28 protein-coding genes are annotated in these 25,715 nt (G+C 43.8%); 9 read left to right on the top strand and 19 right to left on the bottom strand.

From position 1 onward, the window contains the following. The 3 genes from PHF18_RS15615 to mtbA form a co-directional block, all read right to left on the bottom strand. On the bottom strand, positions 1 to 184 hold a 184-nt coding region (locus PHF18_RS15615), incomplete at its 3' end, for a monomethylamine:corrinoid methyltransferase (protein WP_300104437.1). Positions 185 to 204: 20 nt separating this feature from the next. Beyond that, on the bottom strand, positions 205 to 858 hold the full coding sequence (locus tag PHF18_RS15610; protein ID WP_300104436.1) for a methyltransferase cognate corrinoid protein: 654 nt from the start codon (positions 856 to 858) through the stop codon (positions 205 to 207). 954 nt (positions 859 to 1,812) lie between these two features. Next, positions 1,813 to 2,832, bottom strand: a complete 1,020-nt coding sequence (gene mtbA, locus PHF18_RS15605) for a methylcobamide:CoM methyltransferase MtbA (RefSeq protein WP_300104435.1) — start codon at positions 2,830 to 2,832, stop codon at positions 1,813 to 1,815. Between the two features lie 689 nt (positions 2,833 to 3,521). On the opposite strand from mtbA, the gene PHF18_RS15600 reads away from it, so the two are divergent. Beyond that, on the top strand, positions 3,522 to 5,147 hold the full coding sequence (locus PHF18_RS15600; protein ID WP_300104434.1) for a methylamine methyltransferase corrinoid protein reductive activase: 1,626 nt from the start codon (positions 3,522 to 3,524) through the stop codon (positions 5,145 to 5,147). A gap of 81 nt (positions 5,148 to 5,228) precedes the next feature. Here PHF18_RS15600 and PHF18_RS15595 read toward each other — a convergent pair whose 3' ends face one another. From PHF18_RS15595 to PHF18_RS15565, 7 genes are all read right to left on the bottom strand, one after another. Next, entirely contained in the window at positions 5,229 to 5,408 is a 180-nt protein-coding gene (locus PHF18_RS15595) for a hypothetical protein (RefSeq protein WP_300104433.1), read from the bottom strand. 19 nt (positions 5,409 to 5,427) lie between these two features. Then, positions 5,428 to 6,207, bottom strand: coding sequence for a 3-methylornithyl-N6-L-lysine dehydrogenase PylD (gene pylD, locus PHF18_RS15590; RefSeq protein WP_300104431.1), 780 nt, complete (start codon positions 6,205 to 6,207; stop codon positions 5,428 to 5,430). 60 nt (positions 6,208 to 6,267) lie between these two features. Continuing rightward, a complete protein-coding gene (gene pylC, locus PHF18_RS15585) occupies positions 6,268 to 7,359 on the bottom strand; it encodes a 3-methylornithine--L-lysine ligase PylC (protein ID WP_300104430.1) in 1,092 nt (363 codons plus the stop codon). A 1-nt stretch (position 7,360) separates the two neighbouring features. Beyond that, positions 7,361 to 8,413 carry a methylornithine synthase PylB gene (pylB, locus tag PHF18_RS15580; RefSeq protein ID WP_300104429.1) on the bottom strand — a complete coding sequence of 351 codons (1,053 nt, stop codon included), beginning with the start codon at positions 8,411 to 8,413 and terminating at the stop codon, positions 7,361 to 7,363. Positions 8,414 to 8,447: 34 nt separating this feature from the next. Beyond that, positions 8,448 to 8,591 (bottom strand): hypothetical protein, encoded by a 144-nt coding sequence (locus tag PHF18_RS15575; RefSeq protein ID WP_300104428.1) that lies wholly within the window; start codon positions 8,589 to 8,591, stop codon positions 8,448 to 8,450. Further along, positions 8,588 to 10,231, bottom strand: coding sequence for a pyrrolysine--tRNA(Pyl) ligase (gene pylS, locus PHF18_RS15570; RefSeq protein ID WP_300104427.1), 1,644 nt, complete (start codon positions 10,229 to 10,231; stop codon positions 8,588 to 8,590). The genes PHF18_RS15575 and pylS overlap by 4 nt, the downstream gene beginning before the upstream one ends. Positions 10,232 to 10,808: 577 nt before the next feature. After that, on the bottom strand, positions 10,809 to 11,525 hold the full coding sequence (locus PHF18_RS15565) for a hypothetical protein (RefSeq protein ID WP_300104426.1): 717 nt from the start codon (positions 11,523 to 11,525) through the stop codon (positions 10,809 to 10,811). A gap of 171 nt (positions 11,526 to 11,696) precedes the next feature. Here PHF18_RS15565 and PHF18_RS15560 point away from each other — a divergent pair, with 171 nt between their 5' ends. From PHF18_RS15560 to PHF18_RS15540, 5 genes are all read left to right on the top strand, one after another. Further along, positions 11,697 to 12,155, top strand: a complete 459-nt coding sequence (locus tag PHF18_RS15560; protein ID WP_300104424.1) for a DUF134 domain-containing protein — start codon at positions 11,697 to 11,699, stop codon at positions 12,153 to 12,155. 379 nt (positions 12,156 to 12,534) lie between these two features. Beyond that, positions 12,535 to 13,029 (top strand): DUF134 domain-containing protein, encoded by a 495-nt coding sequence (locus PHF18_RS15555; RefSeq protein ID WP_300104422.1) that lies wholly within the window; start codon positions 12,535 to 12,537, stop codon positions 13,027 to 13,029. Between the two features lie 170 nt (positions 13,030 to 13,199). Continuing rightward, positions 13,200 to 13,601 (top strand): DUF5320 domain-containing protein, encoded by a 402-nt coding sequence (locus PHF18_RS15550; protein WP_300104420.1) that lies wholly within the window; start codon positions 13,200 to 13,202, stop codon positions 13,599 to 13,601. 197 nt (positions 13,602 to 13,798) lie between these two features. Beyond that, positions 13,799 to 14,152, top strand: a complete 354-nt coding sequence (locus PHF18_RS15545) for a DUF5320 domain-containing protein (protein WP_300104419.1) — start codon at positions 13,799 to 13,801, stop codon at positions 14,150 to 14,152. A 71-nt stretch (positions 14,153 to 14,223) separates the two neighbouring features. Next, positions 14,224 to 15,204 (top strand): radical SAM protein, encoded by a 981-nt coding sequence (locus PHF18_RS15540; RefSeq protein ID WP_300104417.1) that lies wholly within the window; start codon positions 14,224 to 14,226, stop codon positions 15,202 to 15,204. A gap of 268 nt (positions 15,205 to 15,472) precedes the next feature. Here PHF18_RS15540 and PHF18_RS15535 read toward each other — a convergent pair whose 3' ends face one another. From PHF18_RS15535 to PHF18_RS15525, 3 genes are all read right to left on the bottom strand, one after another. Continuing rightward, on the bottom strand, positions 15,473 to 15,988 hold the full coding sequence (locus PHF18_RS15535; RefSeq protein ID WP_300104416.1) for a ferritin: 516 nt from the start codon (positions 15,986 to 15,988) through the stop codon (positions 15,473 to 15,475). A gap of 76 nt (positions 15,989 to 16,064) precedes the next feature. Then, positions 16,065 to 16,502 carry a universal stress protein gene (locus tag PHF18_RS15530; protein WP_300104414.1) on the bottom strand — a complete coding sequence of 146 codons (438 nt, stop codon included), beginning with the start codon at positions 16,500 to 16,502 and terminating at the stop codon, positions 16,065 to 16,067. After that, complete coding sequence (locus PHF18_RS15525; RefSeq protein ID WP_300104412.1) at positions 16,499 to 16,996, bottom strand: universal stress protein; 498 nt, start codon at positions 16,994 to 16,996, stop codon at positions 16,499 to 16,501. The genes PHF18_RS15530 and PHF18_RS15525 overlap by 4 nt, the downstream gene beginning before the upstream one ends. A gap of 221 nt (positions 16,997 to 17,217) precedes the next feature. Between PHF18_RS15525 and PHF18_RS15520 the strand changes: the two genes are divergently transcribed. Together PHF18_RS15520 and PHF18_RS15515 are read left to right on the top strand one after the other, a co-directional pair. Beyond that, entirely contained in the window at positions 17,218 to 18,141 is a 924-nt protein-coding gene (locus tag PHF18_RS15520; RefSeq protein WP_300104411.1) for a hypothetical protein, read from the top strand. Further along, entirely contained in the window at positions 18,138 to 18,395 is a 258-nt protein-coding gene (locus tag PHF18_RS15515; protein WP_300104409.1) for a hypothetical protein, read from the top strand. Before PHF18_RS15520 ends, PHF18_RS15515 begins: the two co-directional genes overlap by 4 nt. A gap of 168 nt (positions 18,396 to 18,563) precedes the next feature. Here the strand turns inward: PHF18_RS15515 and PHF18_RS15510 are convergent, their stop codons facing one another. Both PHF18_RS15510 and PHF18_RS15505 read right to left on the bottom strand, forming a co-directional pair. Further along, entirely contained in the window at positions 18,564 to 19,235 is a 672-nt protein-coding gene (locus tag PHF18_RS15510; protein ID WP_300104408.1) for a TfuA-related McrA-glycine thioamidation protein, read from the bottom strand. Then, positions 19,220 to 20,494 (bottom strand): YcaO-related McrA-glycine thioamidation protein, encoded by a 1,275-nt coding sequence (locus PHF18_RS15505; RefSeq protein ID WP_300104406.1) that lies wholly within the window; start codon positions 20,492 to 20,494, stop codon positions 19,220 to 19,222. The genes PHF18_RS15510 and PHF18_RS15505 overlap by 16 nt, the downstream gene beginning before the upstream one ends. A 218-nt stretch (positions 20,495 to 20,712) precedes the next feature. On the opposite strand from PHF18_RS15505, the gene PHF18_RS15500 reads away from it, so the two are divergent. Further along, positions 20,713 to 20,937: a DUF2892 domain-containing protein gene (locus PHF18_RS15500; protein WP_300104405.1), complete on the top strand. Its 225-nt coding sequence runs from the start codon at positions 20,713 to 20,715 to the stop codon at positions 20,935 to 20,937. Positions 20,938 to 20,994: 57 nt separating this feature from the next. On the opposite strand, the gene PHF18_RS15495 is transcribed toward PHF18_RS15500, so the two are convergent. The 4 genes from PHF18_RS15495 to PHF18_RS15480 all read right to left on the bottom strand — a co-directional run bounded on the left by PHF18_RS15495 (position 20,995) and on the right by PHF18_RS15480 (position 24,985). Further along, on the bottom strand, positions 20,995 to 22,230 hold the full coding sequence (locus tag PHF18_RS15495) for a transposase (RefSeq protein WP_300104403.1): 1,236 nt from the start codon (positions 22,228 to 22,230) through the stop codon (positions 20,995 to 20,997). Position 22,231: 1 nt separating this feature from the next. Next, positions 22,232 to 22,819, bottom strand: coding sequence for an IS607 family transposase (locus tag PHF18_RS15490; RefSeq protein WP_300104401.1), 588 nt, complete (start codon positions 22,817 to 22,819; stop codon positions 22,232 to 22,234). A 321-nt stretch (positions 22,820 to 23,140) separates the two neighbouring features. Further along, a complete protein-coding gene (locus PHF18_RS15485; protein WP_300104399.1) occupies positions 23,141 to 23,812 on the bottom strand; it encodes a hypothetical protein in 672 nt (223 codons plus the stop codon). A gap of 333 nt (positions 23,813 to 24,145) precedes the next feature. Beyond that, on the bottom strand, positions 24,146 to 24,985 hold the full coding sequence (locus PHF18_RS15480; protein WP_300104439.1) for an ion transporter: 840 nt from the start codon (positions 24,983 to 24,985) through the stop codon (positions 24,146 to 24,148). Positions 24,986 to 25,715: the final 730 nt, after the last annotated feature.

Here is a 25,715-nt window from a genome sequence, read left to right as displayed (position 1 = left end):
GGTTTCCCATCATGTCCTTGTCTGTCGGGACAAACTCTCCCTTGAAGTCAAGCCCGTACTTCTGCTTGAGCTCCATTGCCTTCATGGGGATCTTCATAAGGTCCCAGTCGTCCTGGGTGCACTTTTCTCCTACTTTTGCTCTGTTGTAAAATTCGTAGCAGTCAAATGATTTTGTGAATGTCATATTCTTCGGCCTCCTCAGGATTATTTCATAACTTCAAGGGCTACCTTTGCAGCTTCTGCAGCATTTTCTGCAGTTGCGTCTGCTCCGATTTCCTCGATCCACTTTTTGGATACGGGGGCTCCTCCGAACATGCACTTTACGCTGTCCTTGAGGTTTTCTTCCTTGAGTCTGTCCATGAGGTCTTTCTGGCCGAGCATCGAGGTTGTCATGAGGGCTGAGCCGACAAGGAGAACCTTTTGTCCTTTGTGCTTAGCAGCTTCTTCAACAACGGTTTCATTGAGGACATCGGTTCCGAGGTCAAGGATCTCAAACCCGTTTGCTCCGAGCATGGTGGTGACAAGGCGGTGTCCGATATCGTGGATGTCTCCTTCTGCAACAAAGGTGATTGCAAGTCCTGTTTCTTCTCCTTCCACTTTGGTCTTTTCAAGTTCAGGAGTAAGGATTTCCATTGCAACGCTCATTGCTTTTGCAGACATCATGATCTGGGGCAGGTAAATCTCGGCAGCTTCAAACTTGTCACCGATAATCTTCATCCCGAGGGAAAGGCCCTTTGTGATAATGTCAATGGGTGCAATTCCTGCAGCCAGGGCTTCCTGGGTCAACTGTGCAATGCCTGCGACGTTCTGGTTTACGATCGCGTCGCGTAACTTATCAAAAATCTCTTGGTTTGCCATTTTTGTTTAAACCTCCATTGAGCTCGCTGTTCTATGCGGTATCGTTGGGGGGTACAATGTTTTTTGACAATAATAGACAAGAATTTCGTAAAGGTTTTAGCCTGAATCCAAGCTCCGCTAGCCAAAATAAGCGTATGCGTGGGGTTCTCACTATATCGCAAGTCCCTGCTGCCTCTTATTTTGCCATTGGGCGCAAGGGGTGCCTTTGCGTTATTTTCTGAATTGTCTATCACTGGAATTATTCACTACCATTTGCCATTTTACCCGAATAGAGTTCGGGATCCGTTGTGAATAATTTCTTTTCTCCTTACATTGTAACCTGGGAATTTATTTGGTGGAGACTGCAAATTTGTTTCTTTTCCCAGTCGAATTAAATTAGCTACTCATATCCCAAATTTTCCCAACAGTATACCTGCTGGAACTGCTGGAATTGTCCTGATTATTCAGATACAATATCCTAAAATAACAATGGAAATTATGATATATAAACGAGTAGTATATTTCTTTATTATATATTACAATAGAATATTTTAAATAAGGAATTTTCAGATTGTAGCGCCCAAAATTTGTATTTCGCGTCTCTTTCTTTCCTGAAATGCCTACAGCGGGATTAACAATCGAAAATTATATATATGATGTATTTATGAGCCTCAAGATCTGCCTCAATAAATGGGGTTTCTGGTTCTCAAATACTTTCAGCTGTATATTGTTTGAAAAGAAATCCTTAAATATTGACTCTGGCTCAGCACGTGTGAACTGGAGCGTAATTGGAGCAATCTTCCGGAACATTTGAGGGTTGAATAAGCAAAATACAACTTTTTTCAGGCCGAAGACAGGCAAATTATAAAAAAGTGAAGCTAAAAAAGTGAAGCCGGCTTTGGGGCCGGCATTTCTATTTCTGATTGTTCTTTTTAGTTATGTACTTAAGTTCAGTACTACTTAAGTTCAGCTAGTTCAGTACTTGTGGTTTTTGGCACACTCAACCATTTTCTGGAGGCAGGCAGTAGGGGTCATGCTTACAATCCCGCATCCTGGGGAGAGTAGTCCGACTCCGGCATCGAGTATCTTCTTTGATGCTGCTGCGACGTCCTCAGGGGTTCCGTTCCAGAGTACGGCTACCGGGTCGAGGTTTCCGATGATGAGTGCGTTTTCCACATTACCTTTTGCGGTTGCGATGTCAACCCTCTGGTCAACACTGATACCTTCCACACCGGTCTTTTCCATGATCGAAAGACCTTTGGTGGTGTTTCCGCAGATATGGAGGACTGTAGCTATGTCGAGTTCCTTCATTGCATCAACGATCTTCTTCTGGTAGGGGAGGGCATACTTTTCGTAGAATTCCCCGCCGATGAGTTCGTAGCTTGCTGTGGGGTCGATGATTGCCAGGGTGTCCATTCCGTTTTCAGCCATAGCTTTCGCGTATGCTATATTGAAGTCCGAGCAGAAGTCAAGGAGTGCAGGAACAACTTCTTCGCCGGTGAAAAGGTTTCCGAACCAGGCGTCTCCATTGAGGTGCTGGGCAAGGGAGAAGGGACCAATCATGGAGCCTATAATCGGGAGTTCTTTTCCGTATTTTTCCGAAAGGATCTTCACGGCTTCGAGTACCTGACTAATTCTGCCTTCATTCAGGTTGTATTCCCTGAGCTTGTCCAGGTCTTCCAGGTTCTTGACAACGTGCTTGATCACAGATGGCTGCTGCTTAAGGTCGCCAGCCTTTATTCCGCAGCCAAAAAGTTCTGCTTCGGCTGTGATGTCAAAGGGGACTCTCACGGCTTCAAAACCAATTAATGTGTGTCCTGCTTCTGCAAGGGTTGCCATTTTTGTTGCGTCTGCATGGGCTTCGGGCCAAAAGGCTCCACAGGCTTCCATCTGTTCAACAGTTGCGGTCTGGGTGAAACAAACAGCGGGCATTCTGTCCACTGGCTGTTTCCTTAATGCACGGTATAATCTTTCTTTTGGTGTATATTCTGTCATCTATAATCCCTCTCTAAGTTATATAGACAGCGTTAATTATCAAAAAGCCTACTATATATAAATATGTATTATTATCCTTTAATTAAATATTATATTATAAAAGGTTATCAATTAAAACGTTACGACTAGATGGAAATTTCCTCAAAACAACTAAATTTGTTTTATTCCCCTCTCCTTGGGGAAACTTTAATGTATTATAGAGGCTCGTGGATTTAATTAAGGTTAACTTCTCTAAAGTATAGCCAGGTTTAAAATTCCTTCACCAATCTCAACCTAAAAGGTGACCCACGGAAAGCATGTAAAGCATGGAAAAGCTTTACAAGTATCCTTTTCGATTAGTCCTCTTAAGTTGAATATAAGTTGAATAACTAACATTATTTAGCCATACTAAAATTATTTAGCCATAATCAGTCCTCTTGAGCGCAGCGAAAAGGACCGCGTACTGTTGCGATTACATCGCAACTCCCAGAAAATCTTCGATTTCCTGAGATCCCAAAGCGCAATTCGGGCGAGTCGCAACTCGGGAGGGCCAGGAATAGCTTATATATTGAATAAGTTATCAAAACATTGTATTCTCCTCTTTCCTGTATCGGATTAGAACAAGTTACTCATCATATCCCATTCTTTTACGGGGTTGTCCATGGTGCCAGGATACCCCGGATAAAACATACTCCCGGAGGATCTACAAAATGTATGGAATAGCACTTGATCTGGGTACCAGCGGTTTTAGAGCCCAGCTTATTGATCTTGAAACGAATGAAACCTTAAAAACAGTCATAACCATGGGTCATCCTCTCCCCGGAGGAAATGTCATGGACCACCTGGATTTTGCAATCACAACAGGTGAGGATGTAGCTCACGGAGTAATTATCGAAACCATCAGGAGGATGTTCCTGAAATTCAATGCCGACCTTTCGAAGGTTGAAAGGCTTGCAGTTTGTGGAAACCCTATCCAGCTTTCTCTTTTTCAGAATATCGAAATAAGGGACCTTGCATACGCCGGGGAAAACAAACAGAAAATGCTCGGAGTCCAGAATGTAAAAAGAGATGCCCGTGTATTTCCAGCCTCAGAGATTTTCGGAGATACGGAACTGCCTAACTGTGAAGTCATCGTGCCCCCCGCAATCAGGCATGAGATCGGAGCCGATGCCCTTGCCATGATGCTGGAAACTGATTTCCTTAGCCAGACCGAACCTGCACTTGTTACCGATTACGGGACAAATGCCGAAATGGCCCTGAAGGTCGGGGACAGGATTATCACGGCAAGTGCTGCCGCAGGCCCTGCGATTGAAGGGCAGGGCATAAGTTCCGGCATGCTTGCAAGCCCAGGGGCAATCTGTGACGTGAAACCCGAGGGCGAATACTGGAAAATTATAGTCCTTGATAAGGAGATGGAAAAGCAGGACGCTTACCTTATCCATCCAGTCACAGGTGAGATTAAGGAGTCCTATGGTGGGGAGGCCGTGGGCATCACAGGTACCGGGGTCATCTCGGCTTTTTCCCTGGCCATGAGAAGCGGGCTGATAACAAAATCTCCGAAACTTCCCAATGGGAAGCTGATTCTTGGCCCTGGAATTAAAATCACTGAAAAGGATGTCGAAGAAGCCGGAAAAGCCATAGGGGCGATTCGTGCAGCTCACATGACCCTTATAGTGGAGTCCGGAATAAAGTATGAAGACCTTGAGTATGCATACATGTCAGGGGCGTCCGGAGCCTATGTAGACGCTGAAGCTGCCCGCAGGCTCGGAGCCGCACCGGGTTATGCCAAAAAAATCGTACAGTTCGGAAACACCTCCCTTGCCCTTGCACGGGAACTTGTTTTGAACAGGTCCAGGCTTGATGATGTTATCGAGATTGCAAAAAGAATTACTGCCGACCATCTCATGATGGCTACCAGTGAGACCTTCAATAACTTCTATCTCTGCGAACTCTCCTACTGGACCATGGGTATGCCCCTCGAAATGTACGACCAGATGCTTGAACTCTACGGTCTGCCCAAACTCCCGAAAACCCTCGAACACGCCACCATCGAAAAGCGGGTCAGCAAGGATATAGAACAGGTCGGAGTCGGCGGGCTTGCCATTCTCAAAGAAATAGGCATAATCCTCGAAGTCCCTGTGGATAAGTGCATCTACTGCCTGAAATGCGTAGAAGAATGCCCTGAAGACGCCCTCGAAATCGTCGAAACCGATGGCAAAAGGATCGCAAAATACGACAGCCAGAAATGCCTCGGCACAAGCTGCCGCCGTTGTGTCAGCGTCTGCCCTGAAGAGGCCATCGACATCACCAAACTCCGCATCAAAGGGACAAAATAAGTTGTGGGATTTATTATCCCACTTTTTTCCTTTACTTTTAGTCCTCTTGAGCGCAGCGAAAAGGACCGCGTACTGTTGCACTTACAGTGCAACTCCCAGAAAATCTCCGATTTCCTGAGATCCCGAGGCGCAATTCGGGCGGCAATTCGGGTGTGTCAGCATTTGCCCCGAAGACGCCATCGACGTCACCAAACTCCGCATCACCGGCTCAAAATAAGATTCGTGGGATCTATTTTCCCACTCTTTTCCTTTACTTGCCATTTTTTTCCTTTAACGCTTTTCACAGGACAGAATACAACATGGATGCCGTCCCTATCCCGAGAGGTTCCATTACAAGTTCAACTCCGTACTTCTTTTGAAGTTCCCTGGAAATTGCGCAGGGAATCCCGGGGGTAGAAATTACGCAGTTTTCGGAAAGTGCCGCTTCGGGAATTGTGTCCGCACAGGGCGTTGCCTCGAAAATAATGGAGAATTTTCTGGGGTTTTTGGGGTCATAAGGAGTAATCCCAAGGTTGGATACGGTTTTCTCTAGAAGATCTTTGTCAGCATCATATCCATAAACCCTGAACCCTTTCTGTACGAAGTGCGCTACTCCTGGAAAACCCACTTTTCCCAGGCCAACGGCAAGTACGTCCTTTGAATCGGCTTTCAGGTATCTGGAGGCTATTTCCGCATAAATTATGCCTGTACAGGGCTGGTTGTTGGCTATTTTTCCATTTTTGAGATTATGTGCAAGGAAGGTATTGTCATCTGCCATAAGGATAATTTGCGCGCCGTTCCTTACCGCCTCGTAGTACCCGCTCACGTCAGGCATGCCTGTAACGAAACTGTCAAACCCGAAATATTCGGTAATTGCGTGCAAAGAAGCCGAGAAATTTCCTATAATCCCGTTTCCTGAGGTCACAGGCACAATGCCTACCTTTTCACCGCATGAGGTTGTTCCGTAGAAGTCTTTGCAGACTCCTTTTATGTCAAGCCCTGTAACTCTCCGGACAGCAGAATCAGCTTCCTGGAGCTGTCTTTTAATGTTCTCAAGGTCTTCTGGGGTTAAAAGTGCCATTTTTATATCTCCCTTTTTTGTTTCCAAACAAATTCTTACTTTGAGCGAATTCTTGACGTTTTACACAGCCGCTCCGAAGCGGTCTCTCAGTATCGAAAGCCCTGTTATTTTTTTTGTTTCGGCTTCTTCCCTATCTTTGCCCCAGAAGACCAGGGTGAATACAGGGTTCTCTCCTTTGCACAGGAAAATTTCAATGCCGGGCTCTTCATAATATTTACCGTAATCATTGCCCATGGAAAGTACCTGTTCTCCCACAGGGATAAAGGCTCCATTTTCTGCAAGCATGAGGTGTTCGTAAATGCAGTACCTGTCTTCAGGAAGGGTTTTGATCTCTTCAATGCCCTCTGCGAAGGCGCGGAACAGGAGTTCTATGAGGTTAATCCCTGACGAATAATAGGCCGCAGTTGGAGTCTGGCTCGGGAAGCGGGCATCGATTTCAATTACTTTCAATCCCCGGGGGCCGGAGATTGCTTCCACATCCATAATCCCTTTTAAGGGCAGGTTTGCTGCAAGGGAATAGGATATCTCCCTGAAAGAAGGGTCCGGAGGAAGAGGGGTTACCATATGACAGTCATAGGTCCCGTCAATATGGACCAGGGTTTCCTTTACCACAGCAAAATGGGTTCCGTCTCCTATAACTTCAAGGGAAACCACGTCTCCTTCCACATACTCTTCTATCAGCATGCCCGGCTCAAGCTCTCCAAGCTCCTCTTCATCATAAATTATCCTGGCTCCCACACTGCTGCTTTCACAGGGGGGCTTTACAAAATAAGGCGGTTCCGATGGTTTGTCCTGTGGAGTCGGGACTCCTATGGACGCAAAGTATTCTTTTGATTTTTTCTTATCCCTGCTGATCCAGTAAGCCTCAAAATCGAAGAGTACCGGGCAGAAGAATTTTTCTTTTATGGAACTCAGAAACTCTATACATTCAAGGTTTTCATTTACCGGCAATATGGCGTCAACATTTTTTGAGATCTCGAGGAGTTTTTCCGGTTCATTTATTATATTAAAACAGTGGAACTCATCAGCGTAATTCCTTATAAGGGCCTGTGGGTTTTTATCTATCACAACTACTTTCATTCCGGCTTTCTTAGAGAGGTACGCAGCTTCGAAGCCCTGAAGCTTTCCCCCTACAAGACAGATCGTTTTCATTCTAGAACCCCAGGACAGCCTCAAACTCCGCCTGTGGCGCAGGTTCCATTCCCATACTTTCAAGCCGTTTGATTACGCTTTTTATATCTCTGTCCCGCTCTTCAAGGCCGCGGTCATAGTTGGCAACACCTTCTAACTTTGAATCTGAGGGAAGGATGGAAGTAACAATGTTTGCACCCGCATTTAAGCGGTGCACCATGCCGTCGATACCTTCCAGGTCAAGGGAAGCCGGGATCAGGCATTTCGGGAATAGGAGCCTGAGAATTGCAATTATTTTTAGTTCCGAAAGGTTTGAGTTCTCTTTGAAAGCTTCAAGAGGAGTCCCTTCCTGGGGCAGGAATGTCATAACTCTGACCATATCAGGGTCGTTTGCTTTCATTCCCCTCAAGGACTTAATTGTCGACTCAATATCGTTTCCAACTCCCGTGAGAATCCCGTCTTCTACACAGTACCCCTGTTCCTTTGCAAAGCGGCGGGCGTTAAACCGTCCTTCGAAGGACTGCCCTACCCGGAGTTTGTCGTATAGTTCTCGATCATAGGTTTCCTGGTAAAGGGCGAAGAAGTTTGCTCCTTCTTCCCGGGCTTTGAGAAGAGTGGTGTTATCCATCACTCCCGGAGAAATCATAATGGGAAGTCCAAGTTCCTTTTTTACTATCTGGACAAGCTCAACGAAGCGGTCAGGCTCATCATAGTAATACGGGTCTTCTCCCATTGTCAGGTCAATCATGTGGAAACCTGCCCCTTTTAAGGTTTTGCAGGTCTCTTTGATTTCTTCTCTGGTCAGGCGGTAGCGGTTGATTTCGTTTTTACAGTTATAGTAACAAAAAGCGCACTGATTCTTACAGTAAGTGGAGAAATAGATAAAGCAGTTCAGAAACACCCTGTTGCCGAAATAATAGTTTCTGACCTTTCGGGCTACATAGTACAGCTTTTCCAGCTCTTCATCGGATTCAAGGGAGAGCAGAGCCCTCAGGTCGTCGTCAGATAAGTTAAAGCCGTCAATGATTTTCTCCCCGAAACTGTCAAGTTCGTTGGTTGCCATTTTTTGGATCAAAATTTCACCCTCTCATAGGTTTGCGGATATTCTTTCAGATCTTTTTTATTTCAGGTCCTTTCAGACCAGTTTGCCATTTTAAGATCTGTTTTCCGTTTTGAGTTTCATTTACTTCTCTGATATCTTCTCCGACATTTTCCGGATCTTTATCTGCGATTTTTATGGAATCGCAGGTCAAAGGTTGGTGGAAATCCCATTGTAGTAGGATTCGGACCTTGAAGCCCTCTTAATGTTTTTGAAATCGTGCATAACCTTCAGCAGGCGTTCGAGCCCGAAGCCTGCGCCTATCCAGGGCTTGTTAATTCCCCAGTCCCGGTCCATGGGTATGGGCCCAACAACTGCAGAGGAAAGTTCCATGTCCCCGTGCATGACATCAAGGGTGTCGCCATAGACCATACAGGAGTCCCCTACAATTTCGAAGTCGATCCCCAGGTAGTCCAGGAAATCTTTAATAATGGCTTCAAGGTTTTCGCGGGTACAGCCCGATCCCATCTGGCAGAAATTCAGCATGGTAAACTCTTCCAGGTGTTCTTTGCCGTCAGACTCTTTCCTGTAACAGGGTCCTATCTCGAAGATTTTTATCGGGTCAGGCAGGGCTCTATTAAGCTTGCGCAGGTAGTTGTAGAGATTCGGAGCAAGCATGGGCCTTAAGCAGAAGTTCTTATCAACTCTGAAGATCTGCTTTGAAAGCTCCTTATCGTTGTCAATCCCCATCCTTTCAATATACTCCATAGGGATCAGAATCGGGGACTTTATCTCCAGAAAACCCCTCTCAACAAAGAATTTCGTAATCTCGCGTTCGAGTTTTCCCAGGTAATGTTCCCTTTCTTCAGCATAGATCTGCTGCAGGTCTTTTCTTCTTCGGGACAGCAGTTCGGACTCAAGCTTTCTGAAAGGCGTTCCGGAATCCAGGGAAATCTCATCCTTTGGGCTTAACAGACCTTCAAGCCTGTCAATCTGGCTCTTTGTAAGTGCAGGAGCACTCGCCTGAACAGGGATGGTCTGGGAAACAGCCGGGGACGTAGTTGATTTTGTTATTCCCTGTGCTGATGTAGATGCAGGCATTGCCGAAGCGGAGATTGTTGTTGATGCGGAAGCTGGTGCTGGTGCGGAAACTGGTGTTGGTGCAGAAGCTGGTGCTGGTGTTGGTGCAGAAGCTGGTGCAGAAGCTGGTGTTGGTGCAGAAACTGGTGCTGGTGCAGAAGCTTGTGCTGGTGCAGAAGCTGGTGTTGGTGCAGAAACTGGTGCTGGTGCAGAAGCTGGTGTTGGTGCAGAAACTGGTGCTGGTGCAGAAGCTGGTGCTGGTGTAGAAGCTAGTGCTGGTGTAGAAGCTAGTGCTGGTGTAGAAGCTAGTGCTGGTTCTGGTGCGGAAGCTGGTGCAGGTGCTGTTGTTAATGCTGAAACTGGTGTAGCGGGTGCAGGTTGAGACTCAGAAGGCAGAGCCTGTTCCGGTACCATGTTTTCAAGAGATTTTGGGGTTCTTGCAACTGATTTTGGCATCACTTTCCTTATTTTTGGAGCAGAAACTACCGTGACTTTCACGTTGCTTTTGTCTTCGTTTGTTCTTGTGAGAAACTTGTTCAGGTCCTCATCCGAAACCCTGCAGTGTTTGCAGATCTTCCTGTACTTATGGTGCCTCAGGGCCCGTGCTGTCCTGCAGCTCCGGGAATTGTTCACAACAAGCCGTTCTCCACATTCCATTTCGATGTAGATTTTCCTTTTTGAGACCTCATGATGCCTGATTTTGTGAAGCCTTCCGGTCCTGGACATCCAGAGTCCTGTAGCAGATATCAGAGTGTTTAGTGGTTTTTTATCCATAGTGTTACCCTCGGTGAACTAAAACCCGGATAATTTCCAAGAACAGTATTCAGAACCCCGGCTTACAGAACATAAGCGTGGAGCCAGCAATTGCTGACAGCTACCCCGGAAAAGAGATCGATAATCCCAGGCAATAGAATAGTTTATAGACTCTGGAAAGCGTTTCCTGATTCTATAAAAAATTTCAGTGGAATGTTATGCAAGTGCCATTCCGGGATTCAGAAACGTGGCGGAAACCCCGGGAATCTAACCCGGCTGAACGGATTTAGAGTCCATTCGATCTACATGATCAGGTTTCCTCCTAGACAAAATAGATTAAAATTTTATTTTTGTTTTTTTCTATATCAATCTTAATTAATAAATAAAATAATATTATTTAATATATATGTTTATTGGTGAATCCCTGACTATATTCGAGTTCTTATTTATATTTTTTGGAAAATAGCTTCTTGTAGGCATGTTCTGACAAAAAACTGAGAAGAAAAGAAGTTCTATATAAAAATCCGAATGAAGGAGACGGATAAAAATCTCCGAATAAAAAGGAAAATTGACAAAGGAATAAATCCAGTTTTCCTGTTCAGGGCCGTTCGTATATCCCGAGTGTGCTCAGAGCCAGAGCAGTTGCATTTATGTCGTCTACTTTGTTTCCCCAGGCTCCGCTTTCACGGGCTTTTCCAAGGAGCCAGTCTATAGAATCTCCCACTTCTTTTTTGAATCCTGCAAGGAGAAGAGCCTGGATTGCCAGGTTGCTTGTGGAAATATGCTCCCAGCCTCCGTCCTTTCCTTTTTTTGAAAGGACCCACTCAGCCCTTTCCCGGATAAAAACCTCAAAATCCCTGTTTCCTGTCCGGTTTTCCTGTTTTTTGAGGGCTGTGATTATAAGGGAAGTAGTACCAACTTGCTCCCAGGCAGGACCGTAGTTTTCATATAACCAGTTACATCCTTCCCTGTCAGAAACTTCCATATCAGCAAGAGCCCCAAGACTATAGGCAGTATCATAGACGTCTTCGTTCCATGAGCCTCCTTTTTTCATGGATAACAGCCACTTTTCCGGTGCTCTTAATATAATTCCTTCAGCCGAAAGGGCTGAACAGGCTCTTGCCGTATCTCTAATTGAGGAGTCCCAGCAGTCACCTTCTTTTTTACGGATTAGACGGGTAATATAGGGGTTCGGGAGTCCCCATAAAGCATGAGCCGACACTGTACTTGCAAGTTCCTTTACGGACTGAATTTGCTGGGAAGAGAGCCACTTGAAGCCTTTTTTCATGATATCTAATTCCAGGTTGCTTAACATTTAACGGTGCTTTTCAGGCTTCATGTATTAATACCTGACCGGACGAGTTTTTATCCTGTTCTTGATTTATCCTGTTCTTGACCTGTTTTTTCTGAAGAGCATGGTAATGGCAAATTATATGTATTACGTTTTGCATAATAATGCATAATGGTGCGCCCAAGGAAATGAATAATGGTTAATTTTGAACATCACTTAAGGCATTTCAAACCTGGAAATTTAGAAGAGGGTTCCTTTGCGGAAATAGTCTTGACAGTTGATGAACTTGAAGCCATGAGGCTCAGTTTCCTGGAAAATTTATCCCGGATTGATGCCGCGTCCTGTATGGATGTTCACCAATCTACTTTTCGGAGGATGCTTAAAAGAGCACTTGAGAAAGTGACTGAAGCATTTGTTTATGGGAAATCAGTCAAAATTGAAGGAGGAGATTACAGGATGCCAGGAGGAAATGGTAGCGGTCCGGTGGGTAGAAGCCGGGAAGGCAGAGGGCAATGCAGGAGTAGAGGAGGAACCGGTGGCCCGGAAGGGACATGTATATGCCCTGAGTGCGGATACGAGGTGCCCCACAAGCCAGGAGTGCCCTGCATTGAGGTGAAATGTGAAAAGTGCGGGATTCCAATGGTCAGGAAGTGACTGCTAACCCGGATAATTTCCAAGAACAGTATCCAGAACTCCGGATTACAGAACATAAGCGTGGAGCTAGCAATTGCTGATCGCTATTGGAAAAGAGCTGGATAATCCCAGACAATGTGGATTCGGAAGCCCCCATGAAGCGTGAGCCGATACTATACTTGCAAGTTCCTTTCTCGATTCAATTTGCTGGGTAGAAAGCCATTCGAAGCCATTTTTTATGGTATAGAGTTCAGGTTGCTTGACATTTCGCCGTGTTTTTCGGACCCCATCTATAAAAACTTGATTCGCACGTCTCTTCTCTTTTTATTTGAGTGTTATTTTAGGGCAAGAGCCTATATGAATGCAAAACTATATATGTTTTGCATCATTATGCATAATTATGCGTCCTAGAAAAAGAAGGATGGTGGATTTCGAACATTCGGCAAGGCAGTTCAGGCCTTTGACTCCCGAAGGTCAAATTTCCGAAGAAGTCCTTCTGACAATCGACGAACTCGAGGCCATGAGGCTCAGCTTTCTGGAAAACCTTTCCCAGGGCGAGGCTGCGGTCCGTATGGAGGTCCATCAGTCCACTTTTCAGAGGGCTCTGAAAAAAGCACTTGAAAAAGTAACTGACGCGCTTGTCTATGGAAAAGCAATCAGAATTGAAGGAGGGGATTACAGGATGCCAAGAGGAGACGGAACAGGTCCTTCAGGCCAGGGTCCGGTTGGCGGCGGAAGAAGCCGCGGCCAGGGTAGAGGCCAGGGCGGACGGTTCGGCGGACCTGAAGGGAACTGTGTATGTACTGCCTGCGGGCATGAAACTCCCCATATTCCGGGAGTCTCCTGCAGCCAGGTGAAGTGCGAGAAATGCGGAAGCCCTATGGTCAGGAAGTGAGTTAAAGGATGCTCGAAAAAAAGAGTGGGAGTAAGGTACAATCAGTGCTCCTTTGCTACTCCATTTCAATTTGTCTTATCAGGGTTGTTTAAAGATTTTTACCTGACCATCACGACTGAATAAAAAAATTCATTTTAATTTAAAAGATACAATGAAGGGAGTTGGAAACAATGCCATATGGAGACAGAACAGGTCCGATGGGCCAGGGATCAAAGACAGGACGGACTATGGGTTACTGCGCGGGCAGTGACAGCCCGGGTTATATGACCGGAGGTCCTGCGGGTGCAGGCCGGGGCGCTGGCGGTGGAGCCGGGCGCGGTATGGGCCGAGGTGCAGGCCGCGGAGCATGTAGGGGTTTCAGGTGCAGGAGAACCCCCGGTTTCGGAAGAGGTGGAGGATTTGTTGCCCGGGGTGAGTACCCTGGGTATTACTACCCCGCACCTTCTCAGTCACAGACCGGGTCTGAAGCTGATTCCCTTGAAAACCGGATAAAGCTCCTGAAGCAGGAACTTGAAACCCTTGATGGGAAACTTAAAACTGTCAGGCTGCAGGAAAGCAGTGTAGAAGAATGAGAATGTAATAGATAGCGTTGGAAAAGTCGATAATTGCCAAAATTTTGGCACATTTAAGCATTGGCAATAAATTCCAAAAGGCCTTATGATCCATATCTTTTGATTGGATTTTTTGGCACTGTGTGAATTTATGTGTAAACTTTCGACTTAAACTTCCGACTTTTCCGACACTCTCAATATAAAGGAGTTGAAGGTAAATGCCAAATGGAAATAGGACAGGGCCAATGGGCCCCGGGTCAAAGACAGGAAGGAGATTTGGAGAACATAATTCCGGAGGACGCAAATCCGGATCCGGAGGTGGCCGTGGGATGGGGTGTGCCAGGAAGGACAGGGGGTTCAGGTGCAGGAGTGCCCCCGCGTTTGTGAATTCCGAGGAGTCTGCTGTTCGGGATACATCTCCTGGATACTATTACTCCGCACCTTCTCAGCCACAGACCTGGTCTGAAACAGATTTCCTTGAAAATAAGAGAAATCTACTGAAAGAGGAACTTAAAACCCTTTCCTGGAAATTTAAGGCCCTTCTGCCTCAGGGAAGCAATGTAGAAAAATAATTTTAAGGATAGAATCTGGTGGATTTTTCACTTTTTTCTTCCCTTATTTTGCAAAAAGGAAGAGTTAAAAAATGAAATCAAGAATCGTTTACGGACCACTTCTTTCAAGAAGGCTTGGGAGATCTCTGGGAGTAGATGTAATAAAGAATGCAGGATCTAAAAAGAACTGCAACTACGACTGTATCTACTGCCAGCTAGGGCACGTTGAGTCAAAACTCAAAAGTCCTGAAGATGTGAGGGAAGCAGTGACTCCGGAAGAAGTCTCCGAGAGCTTCCAGAAGTTCAATAAAGATATCGAGAACCTGGACTATGTCACATTTTCCGGGACGTGTGAACCTTCTCTGAACCTCTCCCTGGGGGAGATGATCCAGGGTATCAAGAAAATAAGTGGAGTCCCTGTCTGCGTAATAACTAATTCTTCTCTTGTGGGAAAAGAGGATGTCCGGAAGAACCTGGCTCAGGCGGATCTGGTTGTTGCAACCCTGGTTTCCGGAAATGAAAATACCTGGAGAAGGATACACAGGCCTGCCCCTGGCATAGCCCTGCAGGAAATAATCGAAGGTCTGCGGGAACTTGCAAAAGCCGGTGCCGGAAAAAGGCTGGCACTAGAGGTTATGTTTCTTGAAAGTGAAACAGGTGAACCTTTGAATAGTACTGATGAAGAGGTCGAAAAACTGGTACAAACAATCAGGTATATATGTCCTGATGAGATCGAGGTTCTGACAGTCAGCCGTCCCCCTGCAGAAAAATGGGTGAAGCCAGTCTCTGAGGAGAGGTTGAGGGAAATTGCGAAGCGTTTCGTTTCGGAGTTTGGAGACGAAAAAGTAAGGCTGGTTTTAAAGGGGAAAAATAAGAGGGGAAAGGTTTTACACCGAGACCCGGAGGAGGAGGTTTATGCACTTCTTCTTAGAAGACCCTGTACCTTCGAACAGACATGGCAGGGTCTAAGTATGGGTCCTGGACGCCTTTCTCCTGTCCTCGAAAAATTGCTTGGTGAAGGCAAAATAGAGAAAATAGCCTCTGAAACCGGAGAGTATTACAGGGCAAAATAATTTACTGAATACAGTAATTTGCAGAATACAATAATTTGCAGAATACAATAATTTGCAGAATACAATAAGTTACGGGTAAAGCGGAATATGGAAGTGTGGATAAAAGGAATGCGATTGGCTGCGGGAAAAGTGATCACAGCCATCGGAATCTGAACCGTTGTCAAGGTTCTCTGAGGATGAGGAATGTCTCAGAATATTTGATTTAACCTCTGATATCTTTCAGATTTTCTTAAGTTTTTCTTCTGCTTTTTTACTCCAATTTTTGCTTTCAGATACTTTCGTCCTCATCCTTGGGAGGGAGCCTCTTTGCCAGTTCAACATCAAGTGCTGACAGAGCCTCTTTGTTTTCCCCGGCAATTTTCAGTTTATCAATAATCTCGTTGTCGTTTTCTTCCTCTTCGACCTGCTCTTCGACATACCACTGGAGGAAAGAAGCTGTAGTTTCATCTTTTTCCGAACGAGCAAGGTCCACCAGGTCGTTGATTGAGCGGGTAATGAACTGTTCGTGCTGCAAGGTCTTTCTGAACATCTCTATCGGTGTGCCGAATTCCATAGGTGGCTCCTTGATTTCCTTTAACTTCGCCTTTCCTCTCTGCCTGTTAATGTAGTCAAAGAGTTTCATCCCGTGGATGGTCTCTTCCTTGACCTGTACCTTGAACCAGTGGGCAAATCCGGGAAGTCCAATGGATGAACTGTATGCCGACATGGCAAGGTAAAGGTAAGACGAGTACAGTTCCCTGTTAATCTGTTCATTCAGCGCTTCTTCCATCTTTTCGTTCAGCATTATTTCCCCCTCAATTTGTTGAATCAATTTGATTATTTATTGTTCCATATTGTGCTACATTGTGCCTATCTTTCTTTTAGAGGCAGGACGCACGCACGACCAGCACCTCGGCTTTTGCATGCCTTACTACTTTTTCCGTAACTCCTCCAAGCAGGAACCGGTCAATTCCGGCTTTTCCCTGTGTTCCCAGCACAATCATATCAATGTCGTTCTTTTCCGCAAAATCCAGAATTTCCTGAGCAGGGTTCCCCTGCAGCAGGACGGAATTCACCGTAACGCCTGTTTCCTTTCCCATTTTCTCTATCTCAGCAACAGCTTCACTGCCTTCTTTTCCTATCTCCCAGTCATAACTTTCGGGCATAATAGGAGAACAGCAGGAAATGCCGGCGACGTATACGGCATAGACCTCAGCTCCGGCACTCCTTGCAATTTCAAGTCCTGAGCAAGCTGCGCTTTTTGCGTTTTCCGAGCCGTCGGTTGCAAGCAGAATTTTCCTGTAGGGTTTTCGTTTCATAAGTCTCCTCCCGGTGCAACTCCCTTGACTTTGAGTCCTTTTTCACTGTTCTTTCCGCGTACAACAAGTACCGGGACTTTTGCGTTCCTGACTACTTTTTCGGACACACTACCTATCAGGAAACGTTCGATTCCGCTTTTTCCAAGAGAGCCAACGATAATCAGGTCTACTCCGTTCTTTTCTGCAAAATTGACAATTTCTTCTGCTGGATGCCCTTCAAGAAGGGCAGACTCTACTTCAAGACCTGCGTTTTTTGCAGTTTTTTCCACGTAAGAAACGGCTTCTCCTCCAAGTTCCCTGAACTGGGCATACATTGCCTCTTTCCACTCCAGATCTTCAGGAACCGAAGAATAAATCGATCTGTCGATAACGTATACAGCATGTATTTTTGCTCCGCTCAGGCGAGCGAGCTCAATTGCGGCATCTGCAGCTTTTCTGGCACTTTCAGAGCCATCGGTTGCAATCAGAATTTTTCTATAGAATTTGCTCCCCATGATTCATACCCCATAATTTTATCCCCTCTCTGAATATAAGTGCGTTCATATTAATAATTTTCATCAAATAATTTTCATCAAATAATTTTCATCAAATAATTTCCGGGGATAGGAAGAGATGTCGATGAAGACAAAGAGCATATACTTCTTAATACAATTAATAAAGAGGAGGATCGACCTTGGGAAAACAGGGAATTAAACTAACCCAAATATTAATTTTGATGTCCATTATCCTCCTTTTTGCCTCCGGAAGCGGCTGCATCCGGAGTTTTGAAGAGGAAAGCTACTACAACATCAGGGATATGGACATTTCTGCAGATCGTGCAGGGACCTCTTTTGTAGACCTCAATGTCACGACATACGTAGAAAAATACCAGGGGGATACAGAGAAAAATACTTCTCTTCTTCTGAAAGTTTACAGTAAGGAGAGTGGGCTGCTTGAGGTACAGGAGGAAATAAAGCTTGGGAAGCTGAAAAAAGGGGAAACAAAAGCCGTAAGCCAGAGCTTGAGCCTGCCTAAGACTGGAGGATACAATATACGTTCAGTTCTCTTCGAAGAAAATATTCAGAAGAACACCGGAGAAATCAACGTCTATAACCTGGATTTTCTGCCTGCCGACGTGCAGGACATAGGGCTTGAAATTTCCGACATGGATTTCAGGGTCAGGAAGGTAGAAGACAAAAAAGTACTCATTGAAAGTGATCTCTATCTGACAAACGAGGGCAAGGTCACCAGTCAGGATCTCCGTATGCTTGTCAAGGTCCGGGAAATGGATGCGGGTCTCCTTGCGGATAAGGTCTGGATGCAGACCGGGGAAATCAAGCCCGAAACAACAGTTATCCGGAGTGTCAACCTTACCATGCCGGACCAGTACAACTACGTTGTCGAAGTGCTGATCTGGAACAATGATACTATTGTCAGGCGCGGAGACGATTATATCCAGCTCAACCCGGAAATTAAGATTAAAGATAAGACTTCCACGGAAACCAGGAAGATTCAGACCAGTGAATTTGAAAATGCGGATGAACCTCGAATGGTTCCTGAAGAGGACTATGCAGAAGAAGGAGCAACTCCAGGATTCAGTCTGTTTCTGGCAGCAGTCCTGCTCTGTTCGGCAGCAGTTCTAAGGAGGCGGTTTGGATGAGTGAAACAGAAGAACTCAACTCAGAGACAAAAGGGGCAAAGGGGTCAGACCTCGGGGATAACTTCAAGAAAGGAGTTTTTGTGATTGCCATGCTGCTCCTGCTTGTGGCAACCTTTCAGCTCTATTTCTCCTTAACACGAGTAATCGATATCTGGTTCGAGTATCAGTATATCCCTATTTTCAAGGCTGTGTATAATCTCATTGTCCTGCTCGTAAGCCTGTACATCATCAGGCTGTATATCGTAAAGCGCTGAGATTTGCCTGAAAAGCTGAGATTTGCCTGAAAAGCTGAAAACAGCCCTGAAATAAAAAGGAAGACAAAAATATCAAAGGAAGACGAGAATATAAAAGGAAATTCATTGAAGATATCTGAAAAAACAGGTTTAGAGAGCCGAAATAGTTGATTTGAGGAGACCTTAGCATCAGGCCTCTTCAATAAGTTTTTTTACGGTTTCAAGCACAATAACTGCGTCCTGCCTTTTTACGTCAACTTCGCTGTTAATGCAAAAATCAAGAAGGATCTTCCTTTTTTCTTCCGGGATCAGGCCTTTTTTAGCCCCTTCTTTTGTAAGCCCGAGATAGCTCCTGTCAGGGTAGTAAGTGTTGATCGCAAGGTCCAGGAGGCTATCGTGCTCTTTTTCACTTACAAGTCCGGTAGTGAGAGCGGCTTTCAGGGTTTCCCGGATATTTACAAGGGGCACGGAGATGGGCTCAAAAGTATCAGGGTTGGTGGTTACAGCTACCTCGTCGTCAGACTCAAGAACCCCGTCCCTGTACCATTCGTAAACCTTCCCTACGCCGATCATGCCGTGTGTGTCCAGTTCCGAAGCCCTGAGAGCTCCCATGCTGGCGCCGCCCACTACTTTTACTCCTGCATTAAGGGCAGATAGGATTTCTCTGTGCCCTACTGCAGCCCGGTCAAAGAAAATTCCATCTATGATTCCCATGACCGTATATCCCTGCTGGACAAACTTTTCAAGCTGGAACCTGCGTACCGGGGGCTGGTATTTTGCCCTGAGGATTTTTTTTGCATCCTCATGGCTGATGCTGTTACCGGTAAAGATAACTGCTCTTGCTTTCATCTTCTTTTCCACGGCTTTTCGTTTTTGTTTCTGGTAAATTCTTTCTTCTTCCCGGCAGCAATTCTTTTTCCTGTGCGGTCGCGGTCGATTGTGAAAAGTTCAAAGCCCGGAATGATTACCCTGACTACAGGCACTGCGATTTCCTCTCTTGAGAGGTCCACGACAAGCACCTTTTCGGCAAGGCCCTTTAGGTTTTCAAGTATTACGTCGATGCTTTCCGCAGGGGTTTTTCTGGAGATGTCCTGCACTTCGGAAAGGGATATTTTTTCTCCTTCTTCGAACCAGAACCAGTTCAGGCGCTTCATGCGGTCATGACCTACACTCCTGATAAAGCCCTCCCTGTCCGTGTCTTCCCTTGCACCCTGAATCTGGACAACCCTCGACTGCGCAGCTTCAGTTATTGCTCTTGCAACTGCGATCTCAGGTTTAAGGTGGGAACCTGCTCCCATGACCAGAAGAGCCGGGTCTTTCAATTTTACGTCATCAGTTGCTGCAATAACTGTCGGAATTCCTGTATCTGTGGGGACAAGCCAGACCTTGAGTTCAACTTCTGCATCTTTGAATTTTTGGGCAAGCTCGTAAAGATACCCGTCTTCTTCTGTCAGCACGATCTCCTTTCCAAGATTACGGGTAAACTGGGCTGTGCTGATGGCATCTCTTTCTATAACTTCAAGCATTCCGTGCAGGATAGCTTCCTCAAGGACATTTCCTGAAGCCAGCCCGTTGGTATTGCTCAGGAAAAGTTTCTGGCACTGCCCGGGTGCGTCGTAGGGATGGTAAACCGCATTGGCGCTTATGAATGTCTCTTCCCCGTTCATCAAATCATATGTTCCTACCCATTCCATAAGGGAGCTGGGGGTAAAGGGCTGGGATAGGAGCAGGGCGTTTGGGTCAAGCACGCTGTAGTTTTCTATGGCAGAGGCATAGGAGTCCACGAGTGCCGGGGCAGAAATACCACCCTCAATGTTTGCATTCACACCGGGTCTTTCTGCCAGGCAGCGCTCAAAACTCTCCATCATTGCTGAAATCCGGGCCCTTTGATCGGTCGAGCCCTTGCCTGAGTAGATACTGATAGCTCCCGGAGCGGCACTGGGGCGGATTGCCGAGAAGATTGGAATTCCGAGCCTGTCCAGGTTTGTGATATCTGCAATACGGGTGACACCTATCTTTTTTATCTGGGCTTTGGTGTTTTCAAGGGTAGTGGCTTCATCATACACACGCTGTGTGCCTTCGATGTATGAGAGAGACCTGTCAATTTTTATCTCGGGCATAGTTAGAAACCTTCTCATTTTGTGTTATATATTTTGTGTTTTTTCGGGAATTTACGGACTTTTTACAGGGGCTTTTACAGTTTTCCTGTACAGGATTTTTTTGACAAATGAATATGAATAGAATACAATTAGAATACAAACAGAATACAAACAGAATAACGCTATATATTGAAGGGATCTATAAGTATGTAAGAGGGTTTATAAGGGGTTTTTGTCCGATGGATCTCAAAAAATTGTTTCTTGAAGAAAACGTAGGGGGATTTGATCTGATTCTCCGAACCTTGCTTGGAGTACTTGGAATTACTGCTCTGGCAATGAATCTTGTTAAAAGTTCTCCTTTGAAATGGATCATTGCCTTGATAGCTTTCACGGGCCTTTTCACTTCGATAATAAGGCACTGCACTCCCTATGTTATTTTAGGGATCAACACGGCGAAAAAATAAGAATTCCTGTTTTTCTTTGACAATTGGTCTAGGTTATCATAAATGATCAAAATGTGATCAAATATCTTCAAAAGATGTTATCAAACATCTCGTTGGGTGTAACCCTACACCCTCCCCTCCGTCTGCAAATGCTTTTGGAGTTGCTTTCCTGATTATATTCAGAGCTCCGTTGACGTCGGCGTTGATGATTATCCCAGTTGCAGATTTGAATAAACCCCGTTTGATTCGTCTGCCGACATATTCAGCTCTGTGTTCTACAGGTTCGTTATCAAGGAAACTACATTTTGATGTATGGCTCTCTTCTTGAAGAATAACTTCTATGTTGACTTCCTGAGCTTTGTACTGGATCATCTCAATTAACCTGGCCAGGGGAAGCTGAACGAACTTCTGGTTGTTTTTTCGTCCCATGTTAACTTCTTGCTTCCAGTTTTCGTTTTTGCCAATTATGATTGATTTGACATTGTTTTTGATAGCGTAATTAACGATTCTACGGCTAAGTTTGTGGAAATAATCCTTTATCATGTTATTTCGTTTGAAGTCGAGTTTTGCTAATTTGCTACCCCATTTAATTTTAGCCAGATCGTATACATGTTGAAGTATGGCTTTTTTCATGTTATAGAACTGATTAATGTTGTTTGCAGTATTACCCTTAACAACAATTGGTTTTGCACCAAAGTTGTTTGCGATAGTTGCAATATTGCGAACGCCAGGATCAATTCCTAAAACCCGACTGGAGTTAATTTCATTATCAGAAACTGTTTTGTCGTACACGATTTCACACGTATACTTATTTGCGTTTGGGATTACCCGTACTTCTCTGAGATCTACAGCAACCAGTCTGGTTTTCAATTCCAGGTTTACCGCTTTTGGGAATTTGAGTAATCCATCTACGATTTTACACTGCTGGTTTGTGAATACCAGGATATGTTCTCCATCTTTGTGTTTGTATTTGGGTGGTTTAGGTCGACCCATAAACAATTCTGGGGACTTTGCGTATACTTTTAATGCTTTGAAGAACGATTTCCAGCTTTTATCCAGTAGTTTAAGTACCTGTTGAGCTGTTTGTGCTGGCAATGCCCTGTACTGCTCTGTATTTTTTAGCATTGAGTAAAGCTGTTTATACCAGATACCTTCACCCTTTTCACCAGTTTCCTGGTATAGCTTATCATTTTCAAAGAATCTTTGTCGTATTATGTAGTTTGCACTATTAAACAGGTTTTTGGATGCGTGAGCTAGAGCTGAGATTGTTTCGGATTTAAATTGTATTTGTTCAGTTCTAGTCACAAGTGCCATGTTATTCCACTTCTATTTCTAATGATTTGTTGTTTTTTCGTTTGCTGTAGTGTTTAATGCTGTAGCAATGCAGTAAGGAAATTATCTCTTCAAAAATTTCTTCTGAATCAAGTTTCTTGTTTCCTGCTTCTGAAACCACTATTATTTTTGTCCCGAATTTTGCAAACAAGTTTGAAAATAATTCAAATCCAATTCTGCTTAAACGGTCTTTGTATGCAACTATTACAGTTTCAACCCTGAAAGCAAGTATTTCATCAAGCATCTCAAAGAATTCTTTCCTTTTCTCAAATGAAATGCCCGAAGCAATATCTTTATACACTGCATCTATTTTTATTCCAGAATTGAAAGACCAGCTTTTAAGGAATTCAACCTGGTTGTTTAGATCAATTTTCTGCTTTGCAGTTGAAACCCTGCAATAAATTACATGTTTGCGTTCCACATCTTTGTTAAGAAATGCGTAAACGGATTCATCGTCATAATTGTATTTCCCACTCGGAAGTTTAAGTCTTTTTATGTAACCGTTGTTAGCATATCTGTATAATGTAGGTCTTGAGATGTGCAAGACTCTTAAGACGTCTCCAGCTTTCACAATATATGATTGGTATTGATTTTATTTGTACTTCTCTATTTGATAATATCATATGATTACTTTAGTTTCTATTGTTACTGATTTTCATACCCATATTTTTGACCTGTTCCTTTTTTTCGGTTTTTTGATGCCTTTTAGATGTCAATAAAAATTAGTTCACCTTAGCTTTTTTTGTTTGATATGTATTTATTGATCTTTTTTTGTGTTCACTCAATACAGTAATTGGCCATATTTTCTGTATACATGATATAGAACAACTGAGTTAAGAAAAGCATAGATAGAGGGGAAGTGAAAAAATATAAGATTCGAAGGAAAATTATTTTATCCTTCGTTAGATTGTACAATTTTGATGCTTTTATTTTCTCTTTTTATCCATTCTGAAAATGTAAGAGAGTATAAAATGGTGATTATGAAAACCGGAATGGAAACACAAATTGCAAACTGTATGAAATAACCACAGAAGAATATAAGAGAAAGCAAAATTAGCAAAAATGAACTTATATAATAATGGTCCTGTTGTTGAACTACTAAATATAATTTTTTATTATGTATTTTAAGTTCGTCTTCCTCTCTAAATTGAATCGAGCTCTCAAGTTGTTTAAACTTGCGTTCCTTTGGTAACACCAGCTGTGAAAATGGAATAATAAGTGCTATGCTTATGAAGAGCAAACACGCAAGAAGAGAATAAGTTGAAATGATTGGTACGTTGTCGAATGCGTGTATATTGAGGTTACTGTATAAGTTAGATAATGTTAAAATATATATTCCAAATATTACAAATGTAAATTTTATTAGTGAAAAAAATCTATCTAGATTTTTATTATATGTTCCAAATAGTTCGCACTCAATTTCTTTTTGTTGACCAAACATGTTGCTTCCCTTAAGATAAATGACCGGAACATATTTAAATATTTTTAATAGAAGCGCATTATATGAAGAAGCGTAAAAACCCAAGTCTTCAGCTTTGTGGAATATAATCGTTAATTTCCTCACGTTCTTATATTACTGATTCTGCAAACTTATTCCTATTTTGGAGTCTATTACCCTGTGCTGAAATCCCATGCTGAAATCCTAAAGCGATAACCAGGCACAGGATATAGGTATTTTGCTGTCACCACAATGCACTTCTCGCAAGTTGGTTAACAGGGCAAACTTCACTATCATACTCATTCTCTAAGGGCTAGAGACTGTGCCAGCGAAAACTGGAATCCGAAAGGAAGCTCAAGTACATATTTTCACCGGACACGGGGTAGAGCCTGTTTTACTTGAGGATAATAGTCTGAAGGATGAAACAGGAAGTCTCTGAGTCTTTAGTTCAGGGGGAGTTCACAATTCTGCTCCACAACGCTTGCAGAATTTAGCGTCGCTGTCATGCCCTTCAAAACTGCAATTTTGACATACCCTTCCTTTAAAGGATCTGCTTGCAAAGGTTAGCTCGGATGTGACAATACCGGTTGGGACCGCTATAATGCTGTAACCTATTAGCATGATAACTGATGCCAGTGCCTGTCCGAGATTTGTCTCAGGGACTATGTCCCCGTATCCTACGGTTGTAATTGTTATAATTGCCCAGTAGATGCTGCGGGGTATGCTGGTAAACCCGCTTTCTGCCCCTTCAATAACGTACATCAGGGAGCCCAATATCACTACCAGATTCAAAACCGTAAATTGGAACAGGATTATTTTTCGCTGGCTTGCACGTAAAGCTCTTATCAATAAATCAGCTTCACCAAGATACTGAACAAATTTGAGTACCCTGAAAACCCTGAGTAACCGCAAACCCCGGATCACCAGCAGATACTGGCTGCCTGGCAACATCAGGCTAATATATGTCGGAAGAATTGCCATCAAATCTATGATACCAAAAAAACTTGTGGCGTACCGGGTGGGCCGACCAACACAGGTCAAGCGCAAAAGATACTCTGCCGTGAATAGTATTGTGAAAATCCATTCCAGAGAATGTAATAAACCACCATACAAAGCCGCGATATTACTTACACTATCGAGCATAACCACAATAATGCTCAGCAGGATGGTAAGAATCAGAACTTCATCATACATTTTTCCAGCGGGGGTGTCTGCCTCAAATATTATTGTATATAATGTATTTCGCCAATTATTACCAGGTGGCCTATTTCGCGGGTTATTTTTCACAGAATCAGCCATTGTTGACATCCACGCAGCAAAAGTTTGATACGTAATCTAAGTTTTCGAAGATGTGGGTATAATGCAACATCTTATAAAGCAGTTACTTCTGCCTATGTTTTGCAAGGTAATAAGTATTTTCTTGCAGTGGCTTAATGTTATAATCATCCAGATTTGTTATTTTAAATTATCTCAGCCATATGGCCCTGAATCCTGAATCGAAAATTAGCTATTCTAAAGTCGGAGGAGTATAACTTAGCGTTTTTGATGTTTGATATGTATTTCTTAATCTTTTTTTCTGTTTTTAAAGTGAACCGAATTTCTGCTGTTTTTATTTTTACTTCGAATCCACCACTAAATAATATATGCAATTATGCAATTTTTTAGATTGTACTCCCCCATTTTCACAATTAAACTCATCGACTAAACCCCAAAATAATTATGCATTACCTGGGTTATTTCGTAACGAGTTCTTAAGGCTCAACATGCAGCCAGAACAAGTGATGTCTGCAGTGTCCTTAGGAAAAATTATACACCATTATTGTTGATCTTCTCTGCTGTTTTATACGCATCATAAATACCATATGCCCAGAACACAGGAAATGTTACCAATCCAATAACAATAAAAACGCACATGAAATTCTTCGAATAACATGCCCAAACAATGAAAGTCCTTTTCACTTACCTTTTTTTGATATTAACTCCATCATTACCTTGGGACAGGAAGGTTGTTTTTTATTTGGCTCTTCGA

It is taken from the genome of Methanosarcina sp., assembly GCF_028693135.1.
Lineage (GTDB): Archaea > Halobacteriota > Methanosarcinia > Methanosarcinales > Methanosarcinaceae > Methanosarcina.
The sequence above is the reverse complement of the archived record's forward strand: the minus strand, read 5'-3'. Positions and strand labels throughout refer to the sequence as shown.

What these genes read in the sequence shown, in the direction of transcription:
- PHF18_RS15515 (WP_300104409.1), top strand. Translation starts at nt 18,138, where the DNA reads ATGAGTGAAACAGAAGAACTCAACTCAGAGACAAAAGGGGCAAAGGGG.
- PHF18_RS15550 (WP_300104420.1), top strand. Translation starts at nt 13,200, where the DNA reads ATGCCATATGGAGACAGAACAGGTCCGATGGGCCAGGGATCAAAGACA.
- PHF18_RS15595 (WP_300104433.1), bottom strand. Translation starts at nt 5,408, where the DNA reads ATGGCAAGTAAAGGAAAAGAGTGGGAAAATAGATCCCACGAATCTTAT.
- mtbA (WP_300104435.1), bottom strand. Translation starts at nt 2,832, where the DNA reads ATGACAGAATATACACCAAAAGAAAGATTATACCGTGCATTAAGGAAA.
- pylC (WP_300104430.1), bottom strand. Translation starts at nt 7,359, where the DNA reads ATGAAAACGATCTGTCTTGTAGGGGGAAAGCTTCAGGGCTTCGAAGCT.
- PHF18_RS15495 (WP_300104403.1), bottom strand. Translation starts at nt 22,230, where the DNA reads ATGGCACTTGTGACTAGAACTGAACAAATACAATTTAAATCCGAAACA.
- pylS (WP_300104427.1), bottom strand. Translation starts at nt 10,231, where the DNA reads ATGGATAAAAAACCACTAAACACTCTGATATCTGCTACAGGACTCTGG.
- PHF18_RS15530 (WP_300104414.1), bottom strand. Translation starts at nt 16,502, where the DNA reads ATGAAACGAAAACCCTACAGGAAAATTCTGCTTGCAACCGACGGCTCG.
- PHF18_RS15555 (WP_300104422.1), top strand. Translation starts at nt 12,535, where the DNA reads ATGCGTCCTAGAAAAAGAAGGATGGTGGATTTCGAACATTCGGCAAGG.
- PHF18_RS15560 (WP_300104424.1), top strand. Translation starts at nt 11,697, where the DNA reads ATGGTTAATTTTGAACATCACTTAAGGCATTTCAAACCTGGAAATTTA.
- PHF18_RS15480 (WP_300104439.1), bottom strand. Translation starts at nt 24,985, where the DNA reads ATGGCTGATTCTGTGAAAAATAACCCGCGAAATAGGCCACCTGGTAAT.
- PHF18_RS15535 (WP_300104416.1), bottom strand. Translation starts at nt 15,988, where the DNA reads ATGCTGAACGAAAAGATGGAAGAAGCGCTGAATGAACAGATTAACAGG.
- PHF18_RS15540 (WP_300104417.1), top strand. Translation starts at nt 14,224, where the DNA reads ATGAAATCAAGAATCGTTTACGGACCACTTCTTTCAAGAAGGCTTGGG.
- PHF18_RS15545 (WP_300104419.1), top strand. Translation starts at nt 13,799, where the DNA reads ATGCCAAATGGAAATAGGACAGGGCCAATGGGCCCCGGGTCAAAGACA.
- PHF18_RS15500 (WP_300104405.1), top strand. Translation starts at nt 20,713, where the DNA reads ATGGATCTCAAAAAATTGTTTCTTGAAGAAAACGTAGGGGGATTTGAT.
- PHF18_RS15565 (WP_300104426.1), bottom strand. Translation starts at nt 11,525, where the DNA reads ATGTTAAGCAACCTGGAATTAGATATCATGAAAAAAGGCTTCAAGTGG.
- pylD (WP_300104431.1), bottom strand. Translation starts at nt 6,207, where the DNA reads ATGGCACTTTTAACCCCAGAAGACCTTGAGAACATTAAAAGACAGCTC.
- PHF18_RS15600 (WP_300104434.1), top strand. Translation starts at nt 3,522, where the DNA reads ATGTATGGAATAGCACTTGATCTGGGTACCAGCGGTTTTAGAGCCCAG.
- PHF18_RS15505 (WP_300104406.1), bottom strand. Translation starts at nt 20,494, where the DNA reads ATGCCCGAGATAAAAATTGACAGGTCTCTCTCATACATCGAAGGCACA.
- PHF18_RS15610 (WP_300104436.1), bottom strand. Translation starts at nt 858, where the DNA reads ATGGCAAACCAAGAGATTTTTGATAAGTTACGCGACGCGATCGTAAAC.
- PHF18_RS15520 (WP_300104411.1), top strand. Translation starts at nt 17,218, where the DNA reads ATGTCCATTATCCTCCTTTTTGCCTCCGGAAGCGGCTGCATCCGGAGT.
- PHF18_RS15525 (WP_300104412.1), bottom strand. Translation starts at nt 16,996, where the DNA reads ATGGGGAGCAAATTCTATAGAAAAATTCTGATTGCAACCGATGGCTCT.